Genomic DNA, 18281 nt, shown 5'->3' with positions numbered 1-18281 from the left:
CGAGGTTAGGCGTCACGCCGCTCGACGCTCACCATGGCCGCGCCCACGCTCGCGACGACCCAGGCGAGGAGCACCAGCAGGGCGGCCCACCGCGCGTACGGGTCGCCGGTGCCGGAGACGAGCGCGCTGCCCGCCACCCCCGGGAAGACCTGACCTGTCGCCGCGGGGGCGGCCAGCGTGAGGACCAGCAGCACGAAGGCGACGCTCAGCGCGGCCACCCCGCTCCGGGTGAGGAAGCCGAGGGCCACGGCGACGATCGCGGCGCACGCGAACACGCCCGCCGTCACGACGGCCGCCTCCGCCACCGGGACCGTGGCCCGTGGCGCGTCGCCCAGGGCGAGCTCCGTCGCCGCGACGCCCAGGGGGCCGGTCAGCAGGCCGGTGAGCCCGCCGAGGACCCCCGCGACGGCGGCCTTGGTGAGCACCACCGCCCACCGGCGCGGATGGGACAGGAACGTGGTGGCGATCTGACCGCCGGCGTACTCGGGCGTCACGAGCTGGAGGGCCGCCAGCACGACGACCAACTGCGCGAACACGACGGACGACGCCAGGACCTCCGGGACGGGCACCAGGGTGCCGACCGGGAGCTCCCCGGTCTGCACGGCGCGGACCTGGTCGTTCGCCAGGGTGAACGCCGTGGCCACGGCGAGCAGCACCGCCCCCGCCAGGCCCGCGGCCGGCGCGCGCACCGACCATGCCTTTCCCCACTCCGAGCGGACCAGGCCGACCAGTGCCGCGGGCGTGGCTCCCACCTCGATGGTGGCGTTCCGCCCGGGCATCAGCGGGCCTCCACGCCGTCGACCTGCGGCACCCGGTCGCCGACCAGCGTCAGGTACCCCGCCTCGAGGTCCGCCGTCTCCCGTGCCAGGTGCAGCACCGTGAGGTCGGCGCCGCGCGCCGCGAGCCCCACCTCCCGCTCGGACGCGCCGGTGACCCGCCACGCCCCGTCGTCACCGGGCCGGATCGCGGCGCCGGGCAGCAGCGCCCGCAGCCGGTCGTCGGCGCCGTGCTCCGCCGTCCGCAGCACCACCTCGTCGCGCGCCCGACCCGCGAGCTCGGCGACCGTCGTGTCGGCGAGCAGGCGCCCGGCGCCGAGCACGACGACCCGGTCCGCCACCAGCTGGACCTCGCTCATCAGGTGGCTGGAGACCAGCACGGTCCGGCCCTCGTCGGCGAGCAGCCGCAACAGCCGCCGGATCCACCGGACGCCGTCGGTGTCCAGCCCGTTCACGGGCTCGTCCAGCACCAGGGCCGCCGGGTCGCCCAGCAGGGCGCCGGCGAGGCCCAGACGCTGCCCCATGCCCAGGGAGAAGCCGCCCGCCGCGCGGTGCCCGACCTCCGCGAGGCCGGTCAGCTCCAGCACCTCGTCGACGCGCGCCCGCGCCAGGCCGTGGGTCTGCGCCACGCTCGTCAGGTGGGCACGGGCCGAACGACGGCGGTGCACCGGACGGCCGCCCAGGTGGGTGCCGATCACCCGCAACGGCCAGCGCAGGTCCCGGTAGCGGTGGCCGGCCACGGTCGCGGACCCGTTCGTCGGACGGTCGAGACCCACCAGCAGCCGCATGAGCGTCGACTTGCCCGCGCCGTTGGGCCCGAGCAGCCCGGTGACCGTCCCCTCCTCGACGCCGAAGGAGACGTGGTCCAGGGCCGGCACCGGCCCGTAGCGCTTGCTGACCTCTGCGAACTGGAGCATGGGCCACACGATGGCGGTTCCGCTCTCGCGCCCGGTACCGACGAAAGTACGGAACGCCGGCCGGCGTGCGCGTCGGACTCCCGTGGCCGCCGGTTGACCACCGCGTGCCGTCGCGCCGATAGCCTCGGGCGATGAGCGACGACGAGGTCCGCGTGGTGTGGCGCAAGTTCGACGGCGGCCTGCACTGGCGCCACCCCATGACACGACTCGGCGAGGACGAGTTCGGCGTGTGGCTCGGGGCGCCGGCCGGCACGGTCTACCGCCGGGGCGAGCCGGGGCGGGAGACCGCCGTCGTGGCGGTCGAGGACGACCGGGTGCTGCTGATCCCCCGCGACGACTGGTGGACCGCCGAGTTCCAGGCGGACCCGGCACGGCTCGACGCGTACTGCGACGTCGCGACCCCGGCCTCGTGGCCCCACCCGGGCGAGGTGACGATGGTCGACCTGGACCTCGACGTCTGCCGCGTCCGCGACGACATGTCCGTCTACGTCGACGACGAGGACGAGTTCGCCGACCACCAGGTGCGCTACGGCTATCCGGCCGACGTCGTCGAGCGGGCGGAGGCCGCGTCCGCGTGGCTGACGGTGGCCCTGCGCGACGGCGTCGAGCCGTTCGGCAGCCGCTACCGCACCTGGCTCGACCGGCTCGCCGCAGTCACGGGTGCCGAGGACCGCCGCCCGGCCTGATCCTCGACGTCGAGAGGCCCTTCCGTCAGCGACTCGACCGTGAAGCGTCCGTACGACAGGTGACCGCGATCCGGATCCACCACCACCCGGCACCGAGCCCGTGGCTGACGGTCCTCGACCGTGCCCGGACGCGACCTCGGTCGCAGGGCATGCATGGACTCGGGTCCGGTGGGAACCTGAGCATCGTGACCCCACCGCCGGAGGTTCGTTCGCGTCAACACCGACCGGGCACCCGCCGCCGGACGGCGGGCTCCGTCGCCGCACTGTGCCTGCTCGGGGTCGGCGCGGGGGCCGGCGTCGCCGCCGCTCAGGGCGCCGTCTTCGTGGACGAGACGTTCACCGGGGCGACCGCGGACCCGCTGTTCTCGGCGTACGGCTCGGCCTGCCTCACGGGCGCCACCGAGGGGAACCCCACCGCGGGCGCCCATCCCCTCGCCGGCTGCGACCCCAGCCGGACGGTGAACTCGCCACCGCTCGGCGGCGCGCCCGACGGCTACCTGCAGCTCACGGACGCGTCCAACGACCAGTCGGGGGCGGTGCTCTTCGACACGCCGATCCCGGCCGAGCAGGGCCTGGTCGTGCGGTTCGAGCAATGGCAGTACGGCACGACGACGGCCGACCCGGCGCCCGCCGACGGCATCGCGTTCTTCCTGGTCGACGGCGAGGCGGAGCTCGTCGCACCCGGCGCCTTCGGCGGTTCGCTCGGGTACGCGCAGAAGCGGCCGGACGGGATCCCCACCAACGACATCGTCCCGGGCGTCGTGGGCGGCTACCTCGGCATCGGGCTGGACGTGCTGGGCAACTACTTCGGCGACTGGGAGGACCGCGGGCTCGGCTGCCCGGCGGACCAGGCGTCCCCGGCGGGGACGGGGTTCCGGATCCCGGAGCCTGAGAAGATCACCGTGCGCGGCCCGGTGGGCACCGACACGACGCAGGGCTACTGCTTCCTCACCTCCACGGCGGAGAACCTCGACGACCCCACGGCGACGTCGTGGCCGTCGACGCTCCCCGTGACGCTCCAGGGCACCACCACGTCGCTGCCCGGAGGCATCGGCGCGGGCGAGGCCGCGGCGCTCCTGGAGGGGGACAAGCGGACCGTCGAGGTGACGGTGAGCCCGGAGCCGAACCCGCGCGTCACCGTGTCGATCGCGGGCGCCGACGGGGACCTCCAGCAGGTCCTCGACATCCCGGCTCCCGAGCCCGTCCCCGAGACGTACAAGTTCGGTTTCTCCGCCTCGACCGGCCTGTTCACCGACGTCCACCTCATCCGCAACGTGGTGCTGGAGTCCGTGGACCCGTCGCCCATCCTCACGCTCACGAAGGTGGCCGACGACCCCGGCCCCTACCGGCTCGGCGACACCGTGACCTACACCTACACGGTCACCAACTCCGGCCTCGCCCCGGTCACCGACCTGGAGGTGGTCGACGACCGCATCCCGGACGTCGTGTGCCAGTCGACGACGCTCGGCGCCCTCGGCGACGCCCCCGCCAACGAGACCACGTGCCGCGGCGAGTACACCGTGACGGCCGAGGACGTCCAGGCCGGCGAGGTGGTCAACACCGCGACCGCGTCGGGCGACGACGGTGGGGCGATCTCGCCCCCGGTCACCGAGACCGTCCCGGTGGTCGAGCCCTCGCCGAGCCCGTCCCCCAGCCCCTCGCCGACACCGACGCCGACGACCAGCCCGAGCCCGTCGCCGAGCCCGTCCGTGAGCCCCTCGCCGTCGCCCAGCGCGTCCGCGCCGGTGGTCCCGCCGCCGACTGGCGGACCGACGACCGGGCCGAGCTTCCCGGGCGAGCTGCCGCGGACCGGCGCCGACCTGGGGCCCGTGGCCGTCCTCGCCGCGGTGCTGCTCGCCCTCGGCGCGCTCGGCGTCGGCGTCGCGCGCCGCCGACGGAGCTAGTCGGGATGGCCCGAGCGTCGTCGAGCAAGCCCCAGACGGTCACCGTCGAGGGCCGACGCCTGCAGCTGACCAACCTGGAGAAGGTGTACTTCCCCGCCACGGGGACGACGAAGGGCGAGGTGCTGGCGTACCTGGCCCAGGTGGCGCCGGCGCTGCTGCGGCACGCGGCGTACCGGCCCGCGACGCGCAAGCGGTGGCCGGACGGCGTCTCCGGGCAGATGTTCTTCCAGAAGAACCTGGACGCGTCGACGCCGTCGTGGGTGCCGCGGCACGCCATCCGCCACCGCACGTCGACCAACGACTACGTCCTGGTCAACGACCTGGCGACGCTCACGTGGCTGGGGCAGACGGCGACGCTGGAGATCCACGTGCCGCAGTGGCGGTTCGGGCGCACCGGCGCGCCGATGCCGCCGGACCGCCTGGTGCTCGACCTCGACCCGGGGCCGGGCGCGGGCCTGGCGGAGTGCGCGGAGGTGGCGCGGCTGGCCCGCGACATCCTGCGGGGCATGGACCTGGACCCGCTGCCCGTGACGAGCGGCTCCAAGGGCATCCACCTGTACGCGGCGCTGACCGGCCACGACGAGTCGCTGACCACGGACGCGGTGTCCGCCGTGGCGCACGAGCTCGCGCGGCACCTGGAGTTCGAGCACCCCGACCTCGTGGTCAGCGACATGAAGAAGTCGCTGCGCGCGGGCAAGGTGCTCGTGGACTGGTCGCAGAACAACGGCGCCAAGACGACCATCGCGCCGTACTCGCTGCGCGGGCGCGACGAGCCCACGGTCGCCGCGCCGCGCTCGTGGGCGGAGCTCGACGACCCGGGCCTGCGCCAGCTGTCGTTCACGGAGGTGCTGGAACGGCTGGAGCGCGACGGCGACCTCCTGGAGCCCCTCGCGGCCGGGCACCTGGCGCAGCTCGAGCCGACGCCGGAGCGGATGGCCACGTTCGAGCGCACCCCCGCCGAGAAGCTCGAGACCTACCGCGCCAAGCGCGACCCCGACAGGACGCCCGAGCCCTTCGGCCCCGAGGTGCCGGGCGAGCGGGACGGCGCCCCGACGTTCGTGATCCAGGAGCACCACGCCCGCCGCCTGCACTGGGACTTCCGGCTGGAGCACGAGGGCGTCCTCGTGAGCTGGGCGCTGCCGCGGGGCGAGCCCACCGACCCGAAGCAGAACCACCTCGCGGTGCAGACGGAGGACCACCCGCTCGAGTACGGGTCGTTCGAGGGCAGCATCCCCGCCGGCGAGTACGGCGGCGGCGAGGTGACGATCTGGGACGCCGGCACGTACGACCTGGAGAAGTGGCGCGAGGGCGAGGTGATCGTCACCCTGCACAGCGACCGGCGCGGCTCGCGGCGCCTCGCGCTCATCCGCACGGGCGGGCGCGGCGGGGACGACCAGAACTCGTGGCTCATCCACCGCACCAAGGCCCAGCCGGGCGACGACGAGGACACGGCCGAACCCCCGACGGTGCCAGCCAGACCGGTGCCCCCACCCCAGGCGACCGAGGCCCCGGCCGAGGCGCCCCGCCCGATGCTGGCGTCGACCGCGCCGCCGGCGGAGCTGGCCCGCCTGGACCCGGCCGGCTGGGCGTTCGAGGTGAAGTGGGACGGCTTCCGCGCGGTGGTGCAGGTCGACGCACCGCAGGAGGCCGACGACGCCCCGCGGGTGCGGCTCACGTCGCGCTCGGGGCAGGACCTCACGCCGACGTTCCCGGAGCTGCAGGCGCTCGGCGGCATGGTGTCCGCCGACGACCTGCCTTTGGCGCTCGACGGCGAGATCGTGGCGCTCGACGCCGACGGCCGCCCGTCGTTCCACCGCCTCCAGCAGCGGGCGAACCTCGCCAAGCCGCGCGACGTGGAGAAGGCGCGCCGCCGCGTGGGGGTCGACCTCGTGCTGTTCGACGCGTTGTCCGTCGGCGGCCGCGCCGTCACCGACCGGCCGTACGAGGAACGCCGGGCCGAGCTGGCGCGCGTCGTCACGCCGCGCCGCCCGGTGCACGTGCCCGACGCGCTGGACGGCACGCTCGACGAGGCCCTGGAGACGTCCCGCCTCATGCGGCTCGAGGGCGTCGTCGCGAAACGGCGGGGCGCGCCGTACACGCCGGGCCGCCGCTCCCGCGACTGGCTGAAGATCAAGCACGCGCGCACGCAGGAGGTGGTGGTGGTCGGCTGGCGACCCCTGCACGCGGGCACGGGCCGGGAGGACGCGACGGTCGCCGGGTCGCTGCTGCTGGCGGTGCCGGACGACGGCGGCGCGCTGCGCTACGTGGGCAAGGTCGGCACCGGCTTCAAGGAGGCGGAGCGGCGCCAGGTCGTGCGGCGGCTGCGGCCGGTGGACGACGCACCGCTCGACGGCGTGCCGCGGGCCGAGGCCGTGCACGCGCGGTGGGCCGCCCCCGAGCAGGTGGCCGAGGTCGAGTACGGCGACTGGACTCGCGACCCGGGCGACCTGGGCGAGGCCGACGACGACCTCCCCGACGACGAGGGCCCGCGGCTGCGGCACTCCGTGTGGCGCGGGTGGCGCGACGACAAGCGGCCCGCGGACGTGCAGGTCGAGGGCTGAGCCGGCGGCGGGACCTCAGCGCACCGTCTGCCCGCGCAGGGCGTGCGCCACGGCGGCGGCGCGCGACTCCACGCCGAGCTTGGCGTACACGTGGGCGAGGTGGGTCTTGACGGTCGCCTCGGAGATGAACAGGCGCCGCCCGAGCTCGCGGTTGCTCAGCCCCTGGGCGAGCAGCGTGAGCAGCTCGGCCTCGCGCGGGGTGAGCGCGCTGCCGGGGTTCTGCGCCTGCTGCAGCAGGCGGGACGCGACGGGCGGGGACAGCACGCTGCGCCCGACGGCGGCGCCGCGCACCGCCGCGAAGATCTCGGCGGGCGGGGCGTCCTTGAGCACGTAGCCGATGGCGCCGGCGTCGACCACGCGCACCACGTCGGCATCCGTGTCGTAGGCGCTGAACACGAGCACCGGCACGTCCGGGTGGGTGGTGCGGATGCGGCGGGTGGCGGCCACGCCGTCCTCGGCCGCCCCGAGCTCGAGGTCCATGACGACGACCGCGGGCGCGAGCCGTCCGACGGCGTCGAGCGCCTCGTCCGCGGTGCCGGCCTCGCCGACCACGCTGATGTCGGGCTGCGAGTCGAGCAGGGCGCGCAGCCCGGCGCGGACCACGTGGTGGTCGTCGACGAGCAGCACGGTGATCGGGTCGCTCATGCGTCCTCCTGGCTCGTCGGGCCGGTCGCGGGGCCCGCGGACGTCGGGCGCGGCGCGGGGAGCTGCACCCCGACGACGGTGCCGTCCCCGGGCGCGCTCTCCACCGTGATCGTGCCACCGAGCTGCTCCACGCGCTGGCGCATGGCCCGGAGGCCGAACCCGCCGGCCGGCCCGGCGGCGCGCGAGGCCACGGCGTCGACGTCGAAGCCCCGCCCGTCGTCGAAGACGTCCAGCGCGACGGCGTCGGGCAGGTAGGTGAGGGTGAGCCCGAGCCGGGCGGGGCCGGCGTGCCGGTGCACGTTCGCGACGGCGCTCTGGGCGATGCGCGCGAGCGCGTGCGCCACCTCGGGCCCCACCGGCACCGGGTCGCCCACCACGGTGAGCCCGGCGTCGGGCACGTGGCGCCGCGCGGCCGCGCGGATCGCGGCCTCGACGTCGGCCGGCGCCACGCCCCCGGTCGCCGGGGACGGGTCGACGAGGTCGTGGACGAGCTCGCGGGTCTGTCCGAGGCTGGCCCGGACGGCGACCGCGGCCTGCCGCGCGTCGTCGCGGGCCGCGTCGGGGTCGACGTCCCAGCGCTGGTCGGCGGCCTCCAGCCGGAGCACGGCGGAGGAGAGCGACTGCGCCACGGTGTCGTGGATCTCGCGCGCCACGCGCTCGCGCTCCGCGAGGACGGCGACCTCGCGCTGGAGGCGCACGCGCTCGCCGGCCTGCCGCACGATCGCGTCGTAGGCGAGGCTGAGGAGCACCGCGACGACGAGCGGCGCGACGGCCGCGGCCCAGTCGCTGCGGCCCGACAGGTCGAAGAGCGCGACGCCGGTGACGACCGCGACGGCGCCCACCAGCACGTGCGCCGTCGGCACGGGCACCAGGCTGCGGCACACGAAGAACAGCGGGACGGCCGACCAGGCGAAGCTCGGCGCGACGAGCACCAGCGCGGCCCACGCGACCAGCAGGACACCGAGCACGGTGCCCGCGACGGCGCCCGGCCCCGCGCCCTCCGGCGCCGGGCGGCGGGTGAGCAGGACGAGCCCGGCGTAGGCCGCGACGACGCCCAGCAGGAGGGCGACCACCAGCCACCACCGGCCGTCCAGGCCGTGGTTGGTGAGGTAGCGCACCGCCGACGTCGCGACGAGGGCGGCGAAGGCGAGGTGCACCCCGCGGGTGAGTGATCCGGGCACGGTCAGCCACGCTAGCCGGGCGGGGGCGGTGCGCACCTCATCCGTTCGGACGATCCCGCGCGCCCCGGAGGCCCGATGCGCGCCCGCCGTGGTCGCCGCGAGGCTGGCGGCATGACCTCAGGCGCGACGCTCCGTCACCGCGGTGCGGCTGGTGCCCAGGTGCTCGGCCGCCAGCCGGGCCGCGGACTCCTCGTCGCCGCCGCGGACGGCGTCCAGGAGGGTCCGGTGCTCGTCGGCCATGGCCGCGAGGTCGGTGTGCTGGCCCAGCAGCCAGCGCACACGGCTGGCGGTCACGACGTGCAGCTCGGCGAGCACCGGGTTGCCCGCGGCGTCCACCACCCGCTCGTGGAAGTCGGCGCCCGCCCGTCGTGCGGCGGGCGCGTCGCCGGCCCGGGCGGCCGCGTCCTCGCGCTGCCACGCCTCGGCGAGCGCGGCGAGCTGCGCCTCGGTGCGGCGCCGCGCGGCGAGCCGGAACTGCAGCGGCTCGGTCGCCTCCCGCACCTCCTGGAGCTGGGCGACGTCGGCGTCCGTGAACTCCCGCACCACGGCCCACGTGCGCGGTCGCGGGGTCACGAGGCCCTCCGCCACGAGGGTGCGGAGCGCGTCGCGCACCGGGATGCGGCTCACGCCCAGCTCGGCGGCCAGGTCGCGCTCGACGAGCCTGCTGCCGGGTTCCCGCGTGCCGTCGACGATCTGCTCGCGGACGGCCCGCGCCACCCGGACGGACTCGGGTTCGAAGACCGCGGCGTGCTCGGAGGTCATGCGCTCATCCTGCCAGCCCATCCGGAGGAAAAATGGCATACCATCCCGTCGTGACTTCCCGCTCCCGAGCCGCGCGCCACCCCGCGCGCACGGGACGGCTCGCAGGCTCGGCGGCAGCCACGACCGCCGCCCTGCTCACCCTCGCCGCGTGCGCCGCGCCCGGTGCCGCGCCGGGCCCCGCGGGCCCGGCGGAGACTTCACCCACCGCGTCACCCGCACCCACCGAGCCCGCCACCGAGCCCGCCACCGAGCCCGCCACCGAGCCCGGGCCCGCGCAGCTGCTCCTGGCCACGCAGGCCGAGCGCGACACCCTCGCCGTCGTCGACCCGGCCGCACGCCGCGGCTCCGCCGTCGTGGACGAGATCGCCGTGGGCGCCGCGCCGTGGGACGTCGCCGTCGACGAGGGCTCCCGGCGCGCGTTCGTCTCCACCGCCGAGGGCGTCGCCGTCGTGGACCTGGACTCCCGCGTCCGCACCGACCTCTTCCCCTACGACCACCGGCCCGCCGACGTGGCCTTCGGCGAGTACCGCCGCGGCGGGCTCGGCCTGGCCGTCTCCCCCGACGGCGAGCGCGTGCACGTCGCCGTGAGCACCGGGGACGCCGCGTTCCTCGAGACGCTCGACGCCGGCAGCGGCGAGGTCGTCTCCTCCGTGCCGGTGGGCCTGCGCCCGTTCGACGTGCTGGTGAGCGACGACGGCGACGAGGTCTACACGGTCGACCACGACGGCTTCACCGTGACCGTCGTCGACCCCGAGCGCGGGCGCACCCGCGCGATCGAGGTCGCGCCGTCCGGTCGTGAGGGCGGCCTCGCGTCGTTCGAGAAGCCGCACTACGCCGTCCTCGACGCGAACGGGGACCTGCTCCTGCCGTACCAGGGCCGCGCCCTCGCGCGGGTGGACCCGGGCACCGGCCGCGTCACGACCACCGACCTGGCCGCCGACACCCACCAGCACGGCGTGGCCCGGGCCGACGACGGCACGCTCGTCGTCGCCGGGAACGGCCCGTTCGGCAACGCCGCGTCGGGGCCGAGCATCGAGGTGGTCGGCGCGGACGGCACGGACGTCGTGCTGCCCACGGAGCGCCGGCACGAGACGGTGGCGGTGTGGCGCGGGCCCGACGGGGCCGAGCACGCCGTCCTGGCCGGCGGGTACACGCAGCAGGGCGCCTGGGACGGCGCCACCGTCGTCCCGCTCGCCGAGGCGCTGGACGGCGCCGACGCGAGCTACGAGATCACGATCCCCGGGCGGCCGCAGACGGTCGCCCCTTTCGAGGAGGAACCCCGATGACCAGCTCACCCACCACCGTCACCGTGCTGCGCGACGTGCGGCCCTGGGGCGGCGAGCGCTCCGACCTGCACGTGGCGGACGGCGTGATCACCGCCGTCGTGCCGCACGACGCGGCGGCGCCCGCCGCGGGCACGGACGGCGTGGTGGACGGCGGCGGGCTGCTCGCGCTGCCCGGCCTGGTCAACGCGCACGCGCACGTCGACAAGTCGTGGTGGGGCAAGCCGTGGGTGAGCTACGGCGGCGAGGGCGGCACGCAGGGCCGCATCGCGCACGAGCGCGCGCACCGGGACGAGCTCGGCATCCCCGGCGTGGACGTCACGCTGGCCGTGCTGCGCGAGTCGGTGCGCACGGGGACGACGGCGGTGCGGACGCACGTCGACGTCGACCTCGGCGTCGGGCTGCGGGGCATCGAGGTGGTGCGGGAGGCCGTGGCCGCGCTGGGCGGCGCCGTGCACGCGGAGATCGTCGCGTTCCCGCAGGACGGCGTGCTGCGCCGACCGGGCGTCCTGGAGCTGCTGGACCAGGCGGCGGCCGCGGGCGCGGAGCACGTCGGCGGCCTGGACCCGGCGTCGATCGACCGCGACCCGGTGGGCCAGCTCGACGGCCTCTTCGCGATCGCCGAGAAGCGCGGCGTCGGCATCGACGTGCACCTGCACGACGGCGGCGACCTGGGCGCGTTCCAGATCGAGCTGATGATCGACCGCACGCTGCGGGCGGGCCTGCAGGGCAGGGTCAACGTGGCGCACGGCTTCGCCGTCGGCCAGCTGCCGGCCGCGCGGCAGGCGGACCTGGTCGCCGCGATGGGCGAGGCCGGCATCACGATGACGACGGTGGCCCCGATCGGGGCCGCGCCCCTGCCGCTGCTGCGCCTGCGGGAGGCCGGGGTGGCCGTCGGGCTCGGCACCGACGGCATCCGCGACCTGTGGTCCCCGTACGGCACCGGCGACCTGCTGGCGCTCACCACGCAGCTCGCCCGGCTGTCCGGCCTGCGCCATGACGAGGACCTCGTGACCGCGGCCCGCGTCGCCTCGGCGGACGCGGCACGGTTCGTGGGTCGCGACGTCCACGACCTGGTGGCCGGCGCGCCCGCGGACGTGCTGCTCGTGGACGCCGAGAACGTGCCGGACGCCGTGGTGCGCGCGCCGCGCCGCGCCCTCGTCGTCGCGGGCGGCCGCGTGGTGGCCCGCGACGACGAGGTGCTGGTCTGACGCCAGGTGTCGGTCGGCCTCAGGCGGGCGCGGCCTCGCCCGTGAGGTCGTCCGCGGTGGCCACGACCACCCCGTACAGGTCCGCGACGGTGGCGAGGGCCCCGCGGTGCAGCTGCGCCGCGGGGGCCTCGCCCGCCGCGCTCGCCAGGGGCCGCGTCGCGCACGCCGCGGCGACGACGGTGGGCCGCAGCCCGCGCAGGAACGCGCCCTGGGCGGTGAACGTCACGCACATGTGGGTCATGAACCCGACCACCACGACGTCGTCGTGCCCGGCGGCGGCGACGAGGTCGCCCAGCTCGGTCCGGACGAAGGAGTCCGGCGCGGTCTTGGTCACCACGGACTCGCCGGGCGCCGGCGCGACGCGGGGGTGGATCTGCCCGAGCTCGTCGTCCAGGTCGTAGGGCGACCCGGCGCCGCCGTCGTGCCGCACGTGGATCACGGTGGTGCCGGCCGCGCGGGCCCGGGCGAGGAGGTCGGCCGCGGCGTCGAGGGCCGGCTCCCAGCCGTCGAGCTCCATCACGCCCCGCGTGTAGGTGTTCTGGTAGTCGACCAGGATCAGGGTCGATCGGGCGAGCGACGCGGGGGCCTGGTCCAGGCCGGAGAGGTCGCGCAGCGTCGTGCTGGTCGTGCCGGTCATCGGTGGTCCTTTCGAGAGCGGGCGGGGCGTCGTCGGACGCCGCCCCTCCACGCTACGAAGCGGCTATCGTGTCGGCAATGTCGTGCAACCTGCAGATCCGGACATCATGATCGAGCGGCTCGTGGTCGTCACGCTGTTCGAGGGCGTCGACCTGCTCGACGTCACCGGCCCGGCCGAGGTCTTCGCGCTCCTGGCCCGGGAGCTCGACGGCCCCACGGGGTACGAGGTGGTCCTCGCCGCCGAGACCGCCGGCCCCGTGCGCACCTCCGCGGGCGTGCGCGTGCTGCCCGACGCCACCTTCGACGACCTCGCCGGGCGCCGCGTCGACACCCTCGTCGTGCCGGGCGCCGTCGAGGTCGACGACTCCCGCCGCGTCCGGGCCCTCGTCGACCCGGCCCTGGTGCCGCGCGTGCAGGCGCTGGCCGACGGCGCCCGCCGCGTGGCGTCGGTCTGCGTGGGCGCGCACGTGCTGGCGGCCGCCGGGCTGCTGGAGGGCCGCCGCGTCACGACGCACTGGTCCACCGCACCCCAGCTCGCCGCCGAGCACCCGGGCGTCCGCGTCGACGCCGACCCGATCTTCGTGCGCGACGGCGACGTCTGGACCGGGGCCGGCCTCACCGCCTGCCTCGACCTCACCCTGGCGCTCGTGGCCGACGACCACGGGCAGGAGGTGGCGCTGCGCGTGGCCCGCCAGCTGGTGATGTTCCTGCAGCGCCCGGGCGGGCAGAGCCAGTTCTCCGTGTCGGTGGAGCCCGCCTCCGCCACCCGTCGGATGGCCGGGCTGCGGCAGCACGTCGCGCGTCACCTCACCGACCCGCTGACCGTCCCCGACCTCGCGGCGCACGCCCACCTCGGCGAGCGCCAGCTCGCCCGGCTGTTCCGCGCCGAGCTGGGCACCACCCCGGCGGCCTACGTCGAGCGGGCGCGGGTGGAGCGGGCCCGCCAACTCCTGGAGACCACCGACCACTCCCTGGCGCGCGTCGCCACGTCGTGCGGGCTGGGCACCACCGACACGCTCGCCCGGGCCTTCCGGCGGCAGCTCGACACCACGCCCGCGCAGTACCGCGAGCGCTTCCGGATCACCGCCTGACGCCTCGGCCGGCGCGGCGCGGCCCGCCTCAGCGCCAGCGCTCGAGCAGCCGCGCGACGGTCGCCGTCGCGCGGTCCAGCACGCCGTCCGCGCCGGAGGAGGCCGCCGTCAGCAGCGCCGCGTCGACGAGGTGCGCCACGAGGTCGACGTCGCGCGGGTCGGCGCACGCGTCCTCGAACCCGGAGGCCGCCAGCACCGTGCGGGCGGCGGCCAGCAGCCTGGGCCGCGAGCGCCGCATGATCGGCTGCAGGGCGGGGTCGCGCATCGCCGTCATCATCGGGTCGAGCCGCCGGGCCACGACCGCGTCGTCGACGTGCGGGGCGTACAGGACCTCGACGAGCAGCCGCGCCGTCGTGGCCGCGGACCGGCGGCGGCGCGGGAGCGCGTCGGCCGCGGCCTGCGCGGACGCGCCGCGCAGCTCCTCGGCGGCCTCGACGGCCGCGGCGACGAGCGCGGCGCTGCTCGGGAAGTAGTACGACGCCGAGCCCTGCGGCAGGCCCGCCGCCTCGGCGACCCGGCGGTGCGTGATCGCGCCGAAGCCCTCGTCGATGAGCAGCACCGCGGCCGCCCGGACCATCCGGTCCTGCTTGTCGGCGCCGCGGTCCTGGACCATGCGGCGGCCCCGCGGACCGCCGGTCCCGGGGCCCGTCGCGGGCTCGCTCTCGGTCACCGGCCCATCGTAGGCGCCGGGTGCCGACTGCACCGGAATTATTCATACGCACGTATGGTTTAGCCCGATCGACAGACCCGCCGCCGGCGGCACGAACCGAGGAGATGAACCGACATGGCCACGGAAGGCCTCGTGATCGACTGGGCGCAGATGCCCACCTACAACACCGTGATGTCCGTCGCCGTGGGCGCCGGGCTGCTGCTGCTCGTCTGGCTCGGGCGCGAGCTGCTGCGCTCGCCGCGCAAGGTCGTGGCCGAGGGCTGGGCGCTCGCGTTCGGCGTGCTGGGCCTGATCCTCACCGCCACCGGGCTGCACATGACGCTCACGTGGCCCCTGGCGGCGGGCGGCTTCCCGTTCGACAACATCATCTTCGGCGAGACGAGCCTCGCGTTCGGCGTGCTCCTGCTCGCCGCCGCGTTCTACCTCTGGACCCGCGGCAAGGAGGCCCTCGCCCGCGAGGACGCCACCGACCACCTGCGCGCCGTCGCCCGCCCGGTCTCGGTCTTCGTGCTGGGCATGGGCCTCGGCCTGGTCGCCATCGCGGTCGCCGGCGTCACCTACCAGCTCTTCGCCGCCCCGCCGCAGGAGCCGATCTCGGGCGCCTTCGCGGCCTACCCGCTGGTCGAGGCGATCTTCATGTCCGGCCTCATCGCCCTGGTGGGCCTCGGCGCGATCCTCTTCCCCCTCGCCCTGCGCGACGGCGCCGGCCGCGGCCTCCGGGTCGTCATCGGCTGGGCCTGGGGCCTGGCCGGCCTCGCGTTCCTGCTGTTCGGCGCGATGAACTTCTTCACCCACATCGGCCTCATCGTCAACACGATGGGCTGACGCCGACGTCACACCGGCCGGGCCGGGCACGCGGGAAGCCCCGCGGCCCGGCCCGTGTTGTGCGCACCATGCGAGCGATCACCTACTCCCGCTTCGGCGGCGCCGACGTCCTCGAGCTCACCGACCAGCCCGACCCGCACCCCGGCGCCGACGCGGTGCTGGTGCGCGTGCGCGCGGCGTCGGTCAACCCCGTGGACTGGGTGGTGCGCCAGGGCCACCTCGAGGGCCTGATGGACACCCAGTTCCCCGTGATCCCGGGCTGGGACGTCGCGGGCGTCGTGGAGCAGGTCGGCCTCGACACCCCGGAGTACGAGGTGGGCGACGAGGTCTACGGCTACGTCCGCAAGGACTGGGTGCACGCCGGGACGTTCGCCGAGCTGGTGGCCGCGCCCGTGCGCACGCTGGCGCGCAAGCCCGCGTCGCTGAGCTTCGAGGAGGCCGCCGCCGTCCCGCTCGCCGGCCTCTCCGCCTACCAGTCGGTGCTGCGCTCCGGCGTCCGCGAGGGCCAGACCGTGCTGGTGCACGCGGCCGCCGGGGGCGTCGGGTCCTTCGCCGTCCAGATCGCGCGCAGCCTCGGCGCCCGCGTGATCGGCACGGCGAGCGAGGCGAACCACGACTACCTGCGCGGCCTCGGCGTCGAGCCCGTGACGTACGGGGACGGGCTGGCCGACCGCGTCCGCGCCCTCGCCCCGGGCGGCGTCGACGTGGCGCTCGACTACGCGGGCGGCGACGCCGTCGCGGTGAGCGCGCAGGTGCTCGCCGGCGGCGGCACGATCACCTCGATCGTGGACGCGACCGCCCGCACCGAGCACGGCGGGCACTACGTGTGGGTGCGCCCGTCCAGCACGGACCTCGAGGCGCTCGGCGCCCTGATCGACGCCGGCAAGGTCGCCGTGGAGGTGGGCCAGGTCTTCGACCTCGCCGACGCCGCCGACGCGCACCGCGCCAGCGAGTCCCGGCACGGCCGCGGGAAGATCGTCGTGCGCGTCTGAGCGCACGCCGGGTCCGGCGACGGCGGGGTGCGGAGCGGGGCACCGGGCGGCACGCTGGGCACATGACGCCCTTCCCCCCCGCCGTGTACGCCGAGCGCCGCCGCCGCGCCGCCGCGCAGGCCGCCGCCGCCGGGCTCGCCGGGGTGCTCGTCACCCCGGGCCCCGACCTGCGCTACTTCCTCGGCTACACCCCGGCCGCCGACACCGAGCGGCTCACGCTGCTGACCATCCCCGCCGACGGGTCCGACCCCGTCGCCGTCGTGCCGAAGCTCGAGGCGCACGACCTCGAGGTCGGCGCCGTCGGCGGTATCGACGCCGTGGCCTGGTCCGACGGCGAGGACGAGCACGCCGTCGCCGGCCGGCTGCTGCGCCCGGACGGCCGCTACGCGATCAGCGACGCGGCGTGGGCGCTGCACGTGCTCGGCCTGCAGCGCACGCTGCCCTCGTCGTCGTACGCCGCCGTGACCACCGCCCTGCCGATGCTCCGCGCCGCCAAGTCGCCCGAGGAGATCGCCCGCCTGGCCGCCGCCGGCGCCGGGGCGGACGCCGTCTTCGGCGAGATCGTGCGCCGCACGTTCGCCGGCCGCGCCGAGCGCGAGGTCTCCGAGGACCTCGACGCGCTGCTGCGCGCCCACGGCCACGAGCAGGTGGACTTCACGCTCGTGTGCGCCGGGGAGAACGGCGCCGACCCGCACCACGAGGCCGGCGACCGCGTGATCCGCGAGGGCGACATGGTGGTCATGGACTTCGGCGGGCTGGCGGACGGCTACGGCTCCGACACCACGCGCACCGTGCACGTCGGGCCGCTCACCGCCCGCGAGCAGGAGGTGCACGACGTCGTGCGGGCGGCCCAGCAGGCGGGGGTCGACGCCGTCCGGCCGGGCGCCGCGTGCCAGGACGTGGACCGCGCGTCGCGCCGGGTGATCACGGAGGCCGGGTTCGGCGAGTTCTTCGTGCACCGCACCGGCCACGGCATCGGCCTCACCACGCACGAGCCGCCGTACATGGTGGAGGGCGAGGGGACCCCGATCGAGGCGGGGATGTGCTTCTCCGTGGAGCCCGGGATCTACCTGCCGGGCGAGTTCGGCGTCCGGATCGAGGACATCGTCGTCGCGTTCCCCGCGGGCGTCGCCGGCCTGCCGGACGCACCCGGCTCCGGCGCGCGGCTCAACACGTCGCCGCACGAGGTGACCATCGTCGAGTAGCCCGCAGACCCCGTTCCAGCAGGTCAGCTGGGCGAGGCCTTGCCGTGCCGCCAGTACCCGACGAAGTCGACCTGGCCCTTCGGCCAGTGGCGCTCGGCCACCAGGTGGCGGCGCACGCCCGCGGCGAGCGCCTGCTCCCCCGCGACCAGCGCGTACCCGTCACCGGGCGGGAGCTGCTCCCCGCGCACGAAGGCGAGGGCGGCGCGGCCGGGGACCTCGCCGAGGGCGGGGTCGCCCGCCGCGGCGCGGTCCCGCTCCACCCAGCGCACGTCGACGCCCGCCGGGGCGCGGAAGTCCTGGCGGTCGTCGGCGGTGGGCACCTCGACGACCACGACCCCGCGGGCGTCGTCGGGCAGGGACTCGCAGACGCCGGCGACGGCGGGCAGGCCGCTCTCGTCGGCGACGAGCAACCGCCACGCGCACTCGGCGGCGGGCCGGTGGTAGGCGCCCTGGTCGAGGATGCCGACGCGGTCGCCGGCCTGCGCGGACAGCGCGAAGCCGGCGCCCGGCCCGAGGGGCTCGTCGGCCGCGGCCGGCCCGTCGTGGCCGTGCAGGACGAAGTCGACGTCGATCTCTCGCAGCTCGGGGCGCGCCGACCGGATCGTGTAGTTGCGCACCAGCGGGCGCCGCGAGCGCGGTGTCGCGAGGTACTGCGCGTACCAGCCGAGGTTGGAGGTGCGCGTGGGCAGGCGCAGCGCGTCCTGGCCCGGGCGCGGCAGGAACAGCCGGAACCACTGGTCGTGACCGACGAGCGTCAGCTGCTCGATGTCCTCGACGCCGAGCGTGACGCGCTGCAGGTGCGGGCTGAGGCGCTTGGCCGTCACGACCTCCGCGACGAGGACGTGCGGGTCGACGGGCTTCGACAGGGTGCGGGTGCTCACGGAAGTAAGGTTAGGCGACCCTCACTTCTTTGGCCAGGACGGGCCGGCCCGCGGA

General features: G+C 76.2%; 17 protein-coding genes. 9 read left to right on the top strand and 8 right to left on the bottom strand.

The window, feature by feature from the left end; genetic code table 11:
• Window positions 1-5: 5 nt before the first annotated feature.
• Together ACFU5J_RS08410 and ACFU5J_RS08405 are read right to left on the bottom strand one after the other, a co-directional pair.
• Window positions 6-779: a hypothetical protein gene (locus ACFU5J_RS08410; protein WP_430578432.1), complete on the bottom strand. Its 774-nt coding sequence runs from the start codon at window positions 777-779 to the stop codon at window positions 6-8.
• Window positions 779-1693: an ABC transporter ATP-binding protein gene (locus tag ACFU5J_RS08405; protein WP_430578431.1), complete on the bottom strand. Its 915-nt coding sequence runs from the start codon at window positions 1691-1693 to the stop codon at window positions 779-781. Before ACFU5J_RS08405 ends, ACFU5J_RS08410 begins: the two co-directional genes overlap by 1 nt.
• 131 nt (window positions 1694-1824) lie before the next feature.
• On the opposite strand from ACFU5J_RS08405, the gene ACFU5J_RS08400 reads away from it, so the two are divergent.
• From ACFU5J_RS08400 to ACFU5J_RS08390, 3 genes are all read left to right on the top strand, one after another.
• Entirely contained in the window at window positions 1825-2379 is a 555-nt protein-coding gene (locus tag ACFU5J_RS08400; RefSeq protein WP_430578430.1) for a DUF402 domain-containing protein, read from the top strand.
• Between the two features lie 323 nt (window positions 2380-2702).
• Entirely contained in the window at window positions 2703-4283 is a 1581-nt protein-coding gene (locus tag ACFU5J_RS08395; protein WP_430578429.1) for an LPXTG cell wall anchor domain-containing protein, read from the top strand.
• Between the two features lie 5 nt (window positions 4284-4288).
• A complete protein-coding gene (locus ACFU5J_RS08390) occupies window positions 4289-6844 on the top strand; it encodes an ATP-dependent DNA ligase (RefSeq protein WP_430578428.1) in 2556 nt (851 codons plus the stop codon).
• A gap of 15 nt (window positions 6845-6859) precedes the next feature.
• Here the strand turns inward: ACFU5J_RS08390 and ACFU5J_RS08385 are convergent, their stop codons facing one another.
• From ACFU5J_RS08385 to ACFU5J_RS08375, 3 genes are all read right to left on the bottom strand, one after another.
• A complete protein-coding gene (locus ACFU5J_RS08385; protein ID WP_430578427.1) occupies window positions 6860-7489 on the bottom strand; it encodes a response regulator in 630 nt (209 codons plus the stop codon).
• A complete protein-coding gene (locus tag ACFU5J_RS08380; RefSeq protein WP_430578426.1) occupies window positions 7486-8670 on the bottom strand; it encodes a sensor histidine kinase in 1185 nt (394 codons plus the stop codon). Before ACFU5J_RS08380 ends, ACFU5J_RS08385 begins: the two co-directional genes overlap by 4 nt.
• A gap of 117 nt (window positions 8671-8787) precedes the next feature.
• A complete protein-coding gene (locus ACFU5J_RS08375; RefSeq protein ID WP_430578425.1) occupies window positions 8788-9432 on the bottom strand; it encodes a GntR family transcriptional regulator in 645 nt (214 codons plus the stop codon).
• A gap of 50 nt (window positions 9433-9482) precedes the next feature.
• Here ACFU5J_RS08375 and ACFU5J_RS08370 point away from each other — a divergent pair, with 50 nt between their 5' ends.
• Entirely contained in the window at window positions 9483-10718 is a 1236-nt protein-coding gene (locus tag ACFU5J_RS08370) for a hypothetical protein (protein ID WP_430578424.1), read from the top strand.
• Window positions 10715-11926 (top strand): amidohydrolase, encoded by a 1212-nt coding sequence (locus ACFU5J_RS08365; protein ID WP_430576197.1) that lies wholly within the window; start codon window positions 10715-10717, stop codon window positions 11924-11926. Before ACFU5J_RS08370 ends, ACFU5J_RS08365 begins: the two co-directional genes overlap by 4 nt.
• Window positions 11927-11945: 19 nt before the next feature.
• On the opposite strand, the gene ACFU5J_RS08360 is transcribed toward ACFU5J_RS08365, so the two are convergent.
• Entirely contained in the window at window positions 11946-12563 is a 618-nt protein-coding gene (locus ACFU5J_RS08360; RefSeq protein WP_430578423.1) for an isochorismatase family protein, read from the bottom strand.
• Window positions 12564-12645: 82 nt separating this feature from the next.
• On the opposite strand from ACFU5J_RS08360, the gene ACFU5J_RS08355 reads away from it, so the two are divergent.
• Window positions 12646-13653, top strand: coding sequence for a GlxA family transcriptional regulator (locus ACFU5J_RS08355; RefSeq protein WP_430578422.1), 1008 nt, complete (start codon window positions 12646-12648; stop codon window positions 13651-13653).
• Window positions 13654-13681: 28 nt separating this feature from the next.
• On the opposite strand, the gene ACFU5J_RS08350 is transcribed toward ACFU5J_RS08355, so the two are convergent.
• Window positions 13682-14323 carry a TetR/AcrR family transcriptional regulator gene (locus ACFU5J_RS08350; RefSeq protein WP_430578421.1) on the bottom strand — a complete coding sequence of 214 codons (642 nt, stop codon included), beginning with the start codon at window positions 14321-14323 and terminating at the stop codon, window positions 13682-13684.
• A gap of 114 nt (window positions 14324-14437) precedes the next feature.
• On the opposite strand from ACFU5J_RS08350, the gene ACFU5J_RS08345 reads away from it, so the two are divergent.
• The 3 genes from ACFU5J_RS08345 (at window position 14438) to ACFU5J_RS08335 (ending at window position 17345) form a co-directional block, all read left to right on the top strand.
• A complete protein-coding gene (locus tag ACFU5J_RS08345; protein WP_430578420.1) occupies window positions 14438-15148 on the top strand; it encodes a DUF981 domain-containing protein in 711 nt (236 codons plus the stop codon).
• A gap of 68 nt (window positions 15149-15216) precedes the next feature.
• Window positions 15217-16140, top strand: coding sequence for an NADP-dependent oxidoreductase (locus ACFU5J_RS08340; protein WP_430578419.1), 924 nt, complete (start codon window positions 15217-15219; stop codon window positions 16138-16140).
• A gap of 62 nt (window positions 16141-16202) precedes the next feature.
• Entirely contained in the window at window positions 16203-17345 is a 1143-nt protein-coding gene (locus tag ACFU5J_RS08335) for a M24 family metallopeptidase (RefSeq protein WP_430578418.1), read from the top strand.
• Between the two features lie 23 nt (window positions 17346-17368).
• Here ACFU5J_RS08335 and ACFU5J_RS08330 read toward each other — a convergent pair whose 3' ends face one another.
• Window positions 17369-18226, bottom strand: coding sequence for a siderophore-interacting protein (locus ACFU5J_RS08330; protein WP_430578417.1), 858 nt, complete (start codon window positions 18224-18226; stop codon window positions 17369-17371).
• Between the last annotated feature and the right edge of the window lie 55 nt (window positions 18227-18281).

Origin of the sequence: Isoptericola sp. NPDC057559 (assembly GCF_042801555.1) — a bacterium.
Lineage (GTDB): Bacteria > Actinomycetota > Actinomycetes > Actinomycetales > Cellulomonadaceae > Isoptericola.
Note: the sequence above shows the minus strand (reverse complement) of the source record. Positions and strands in the feature narration are given on the sequence as shown.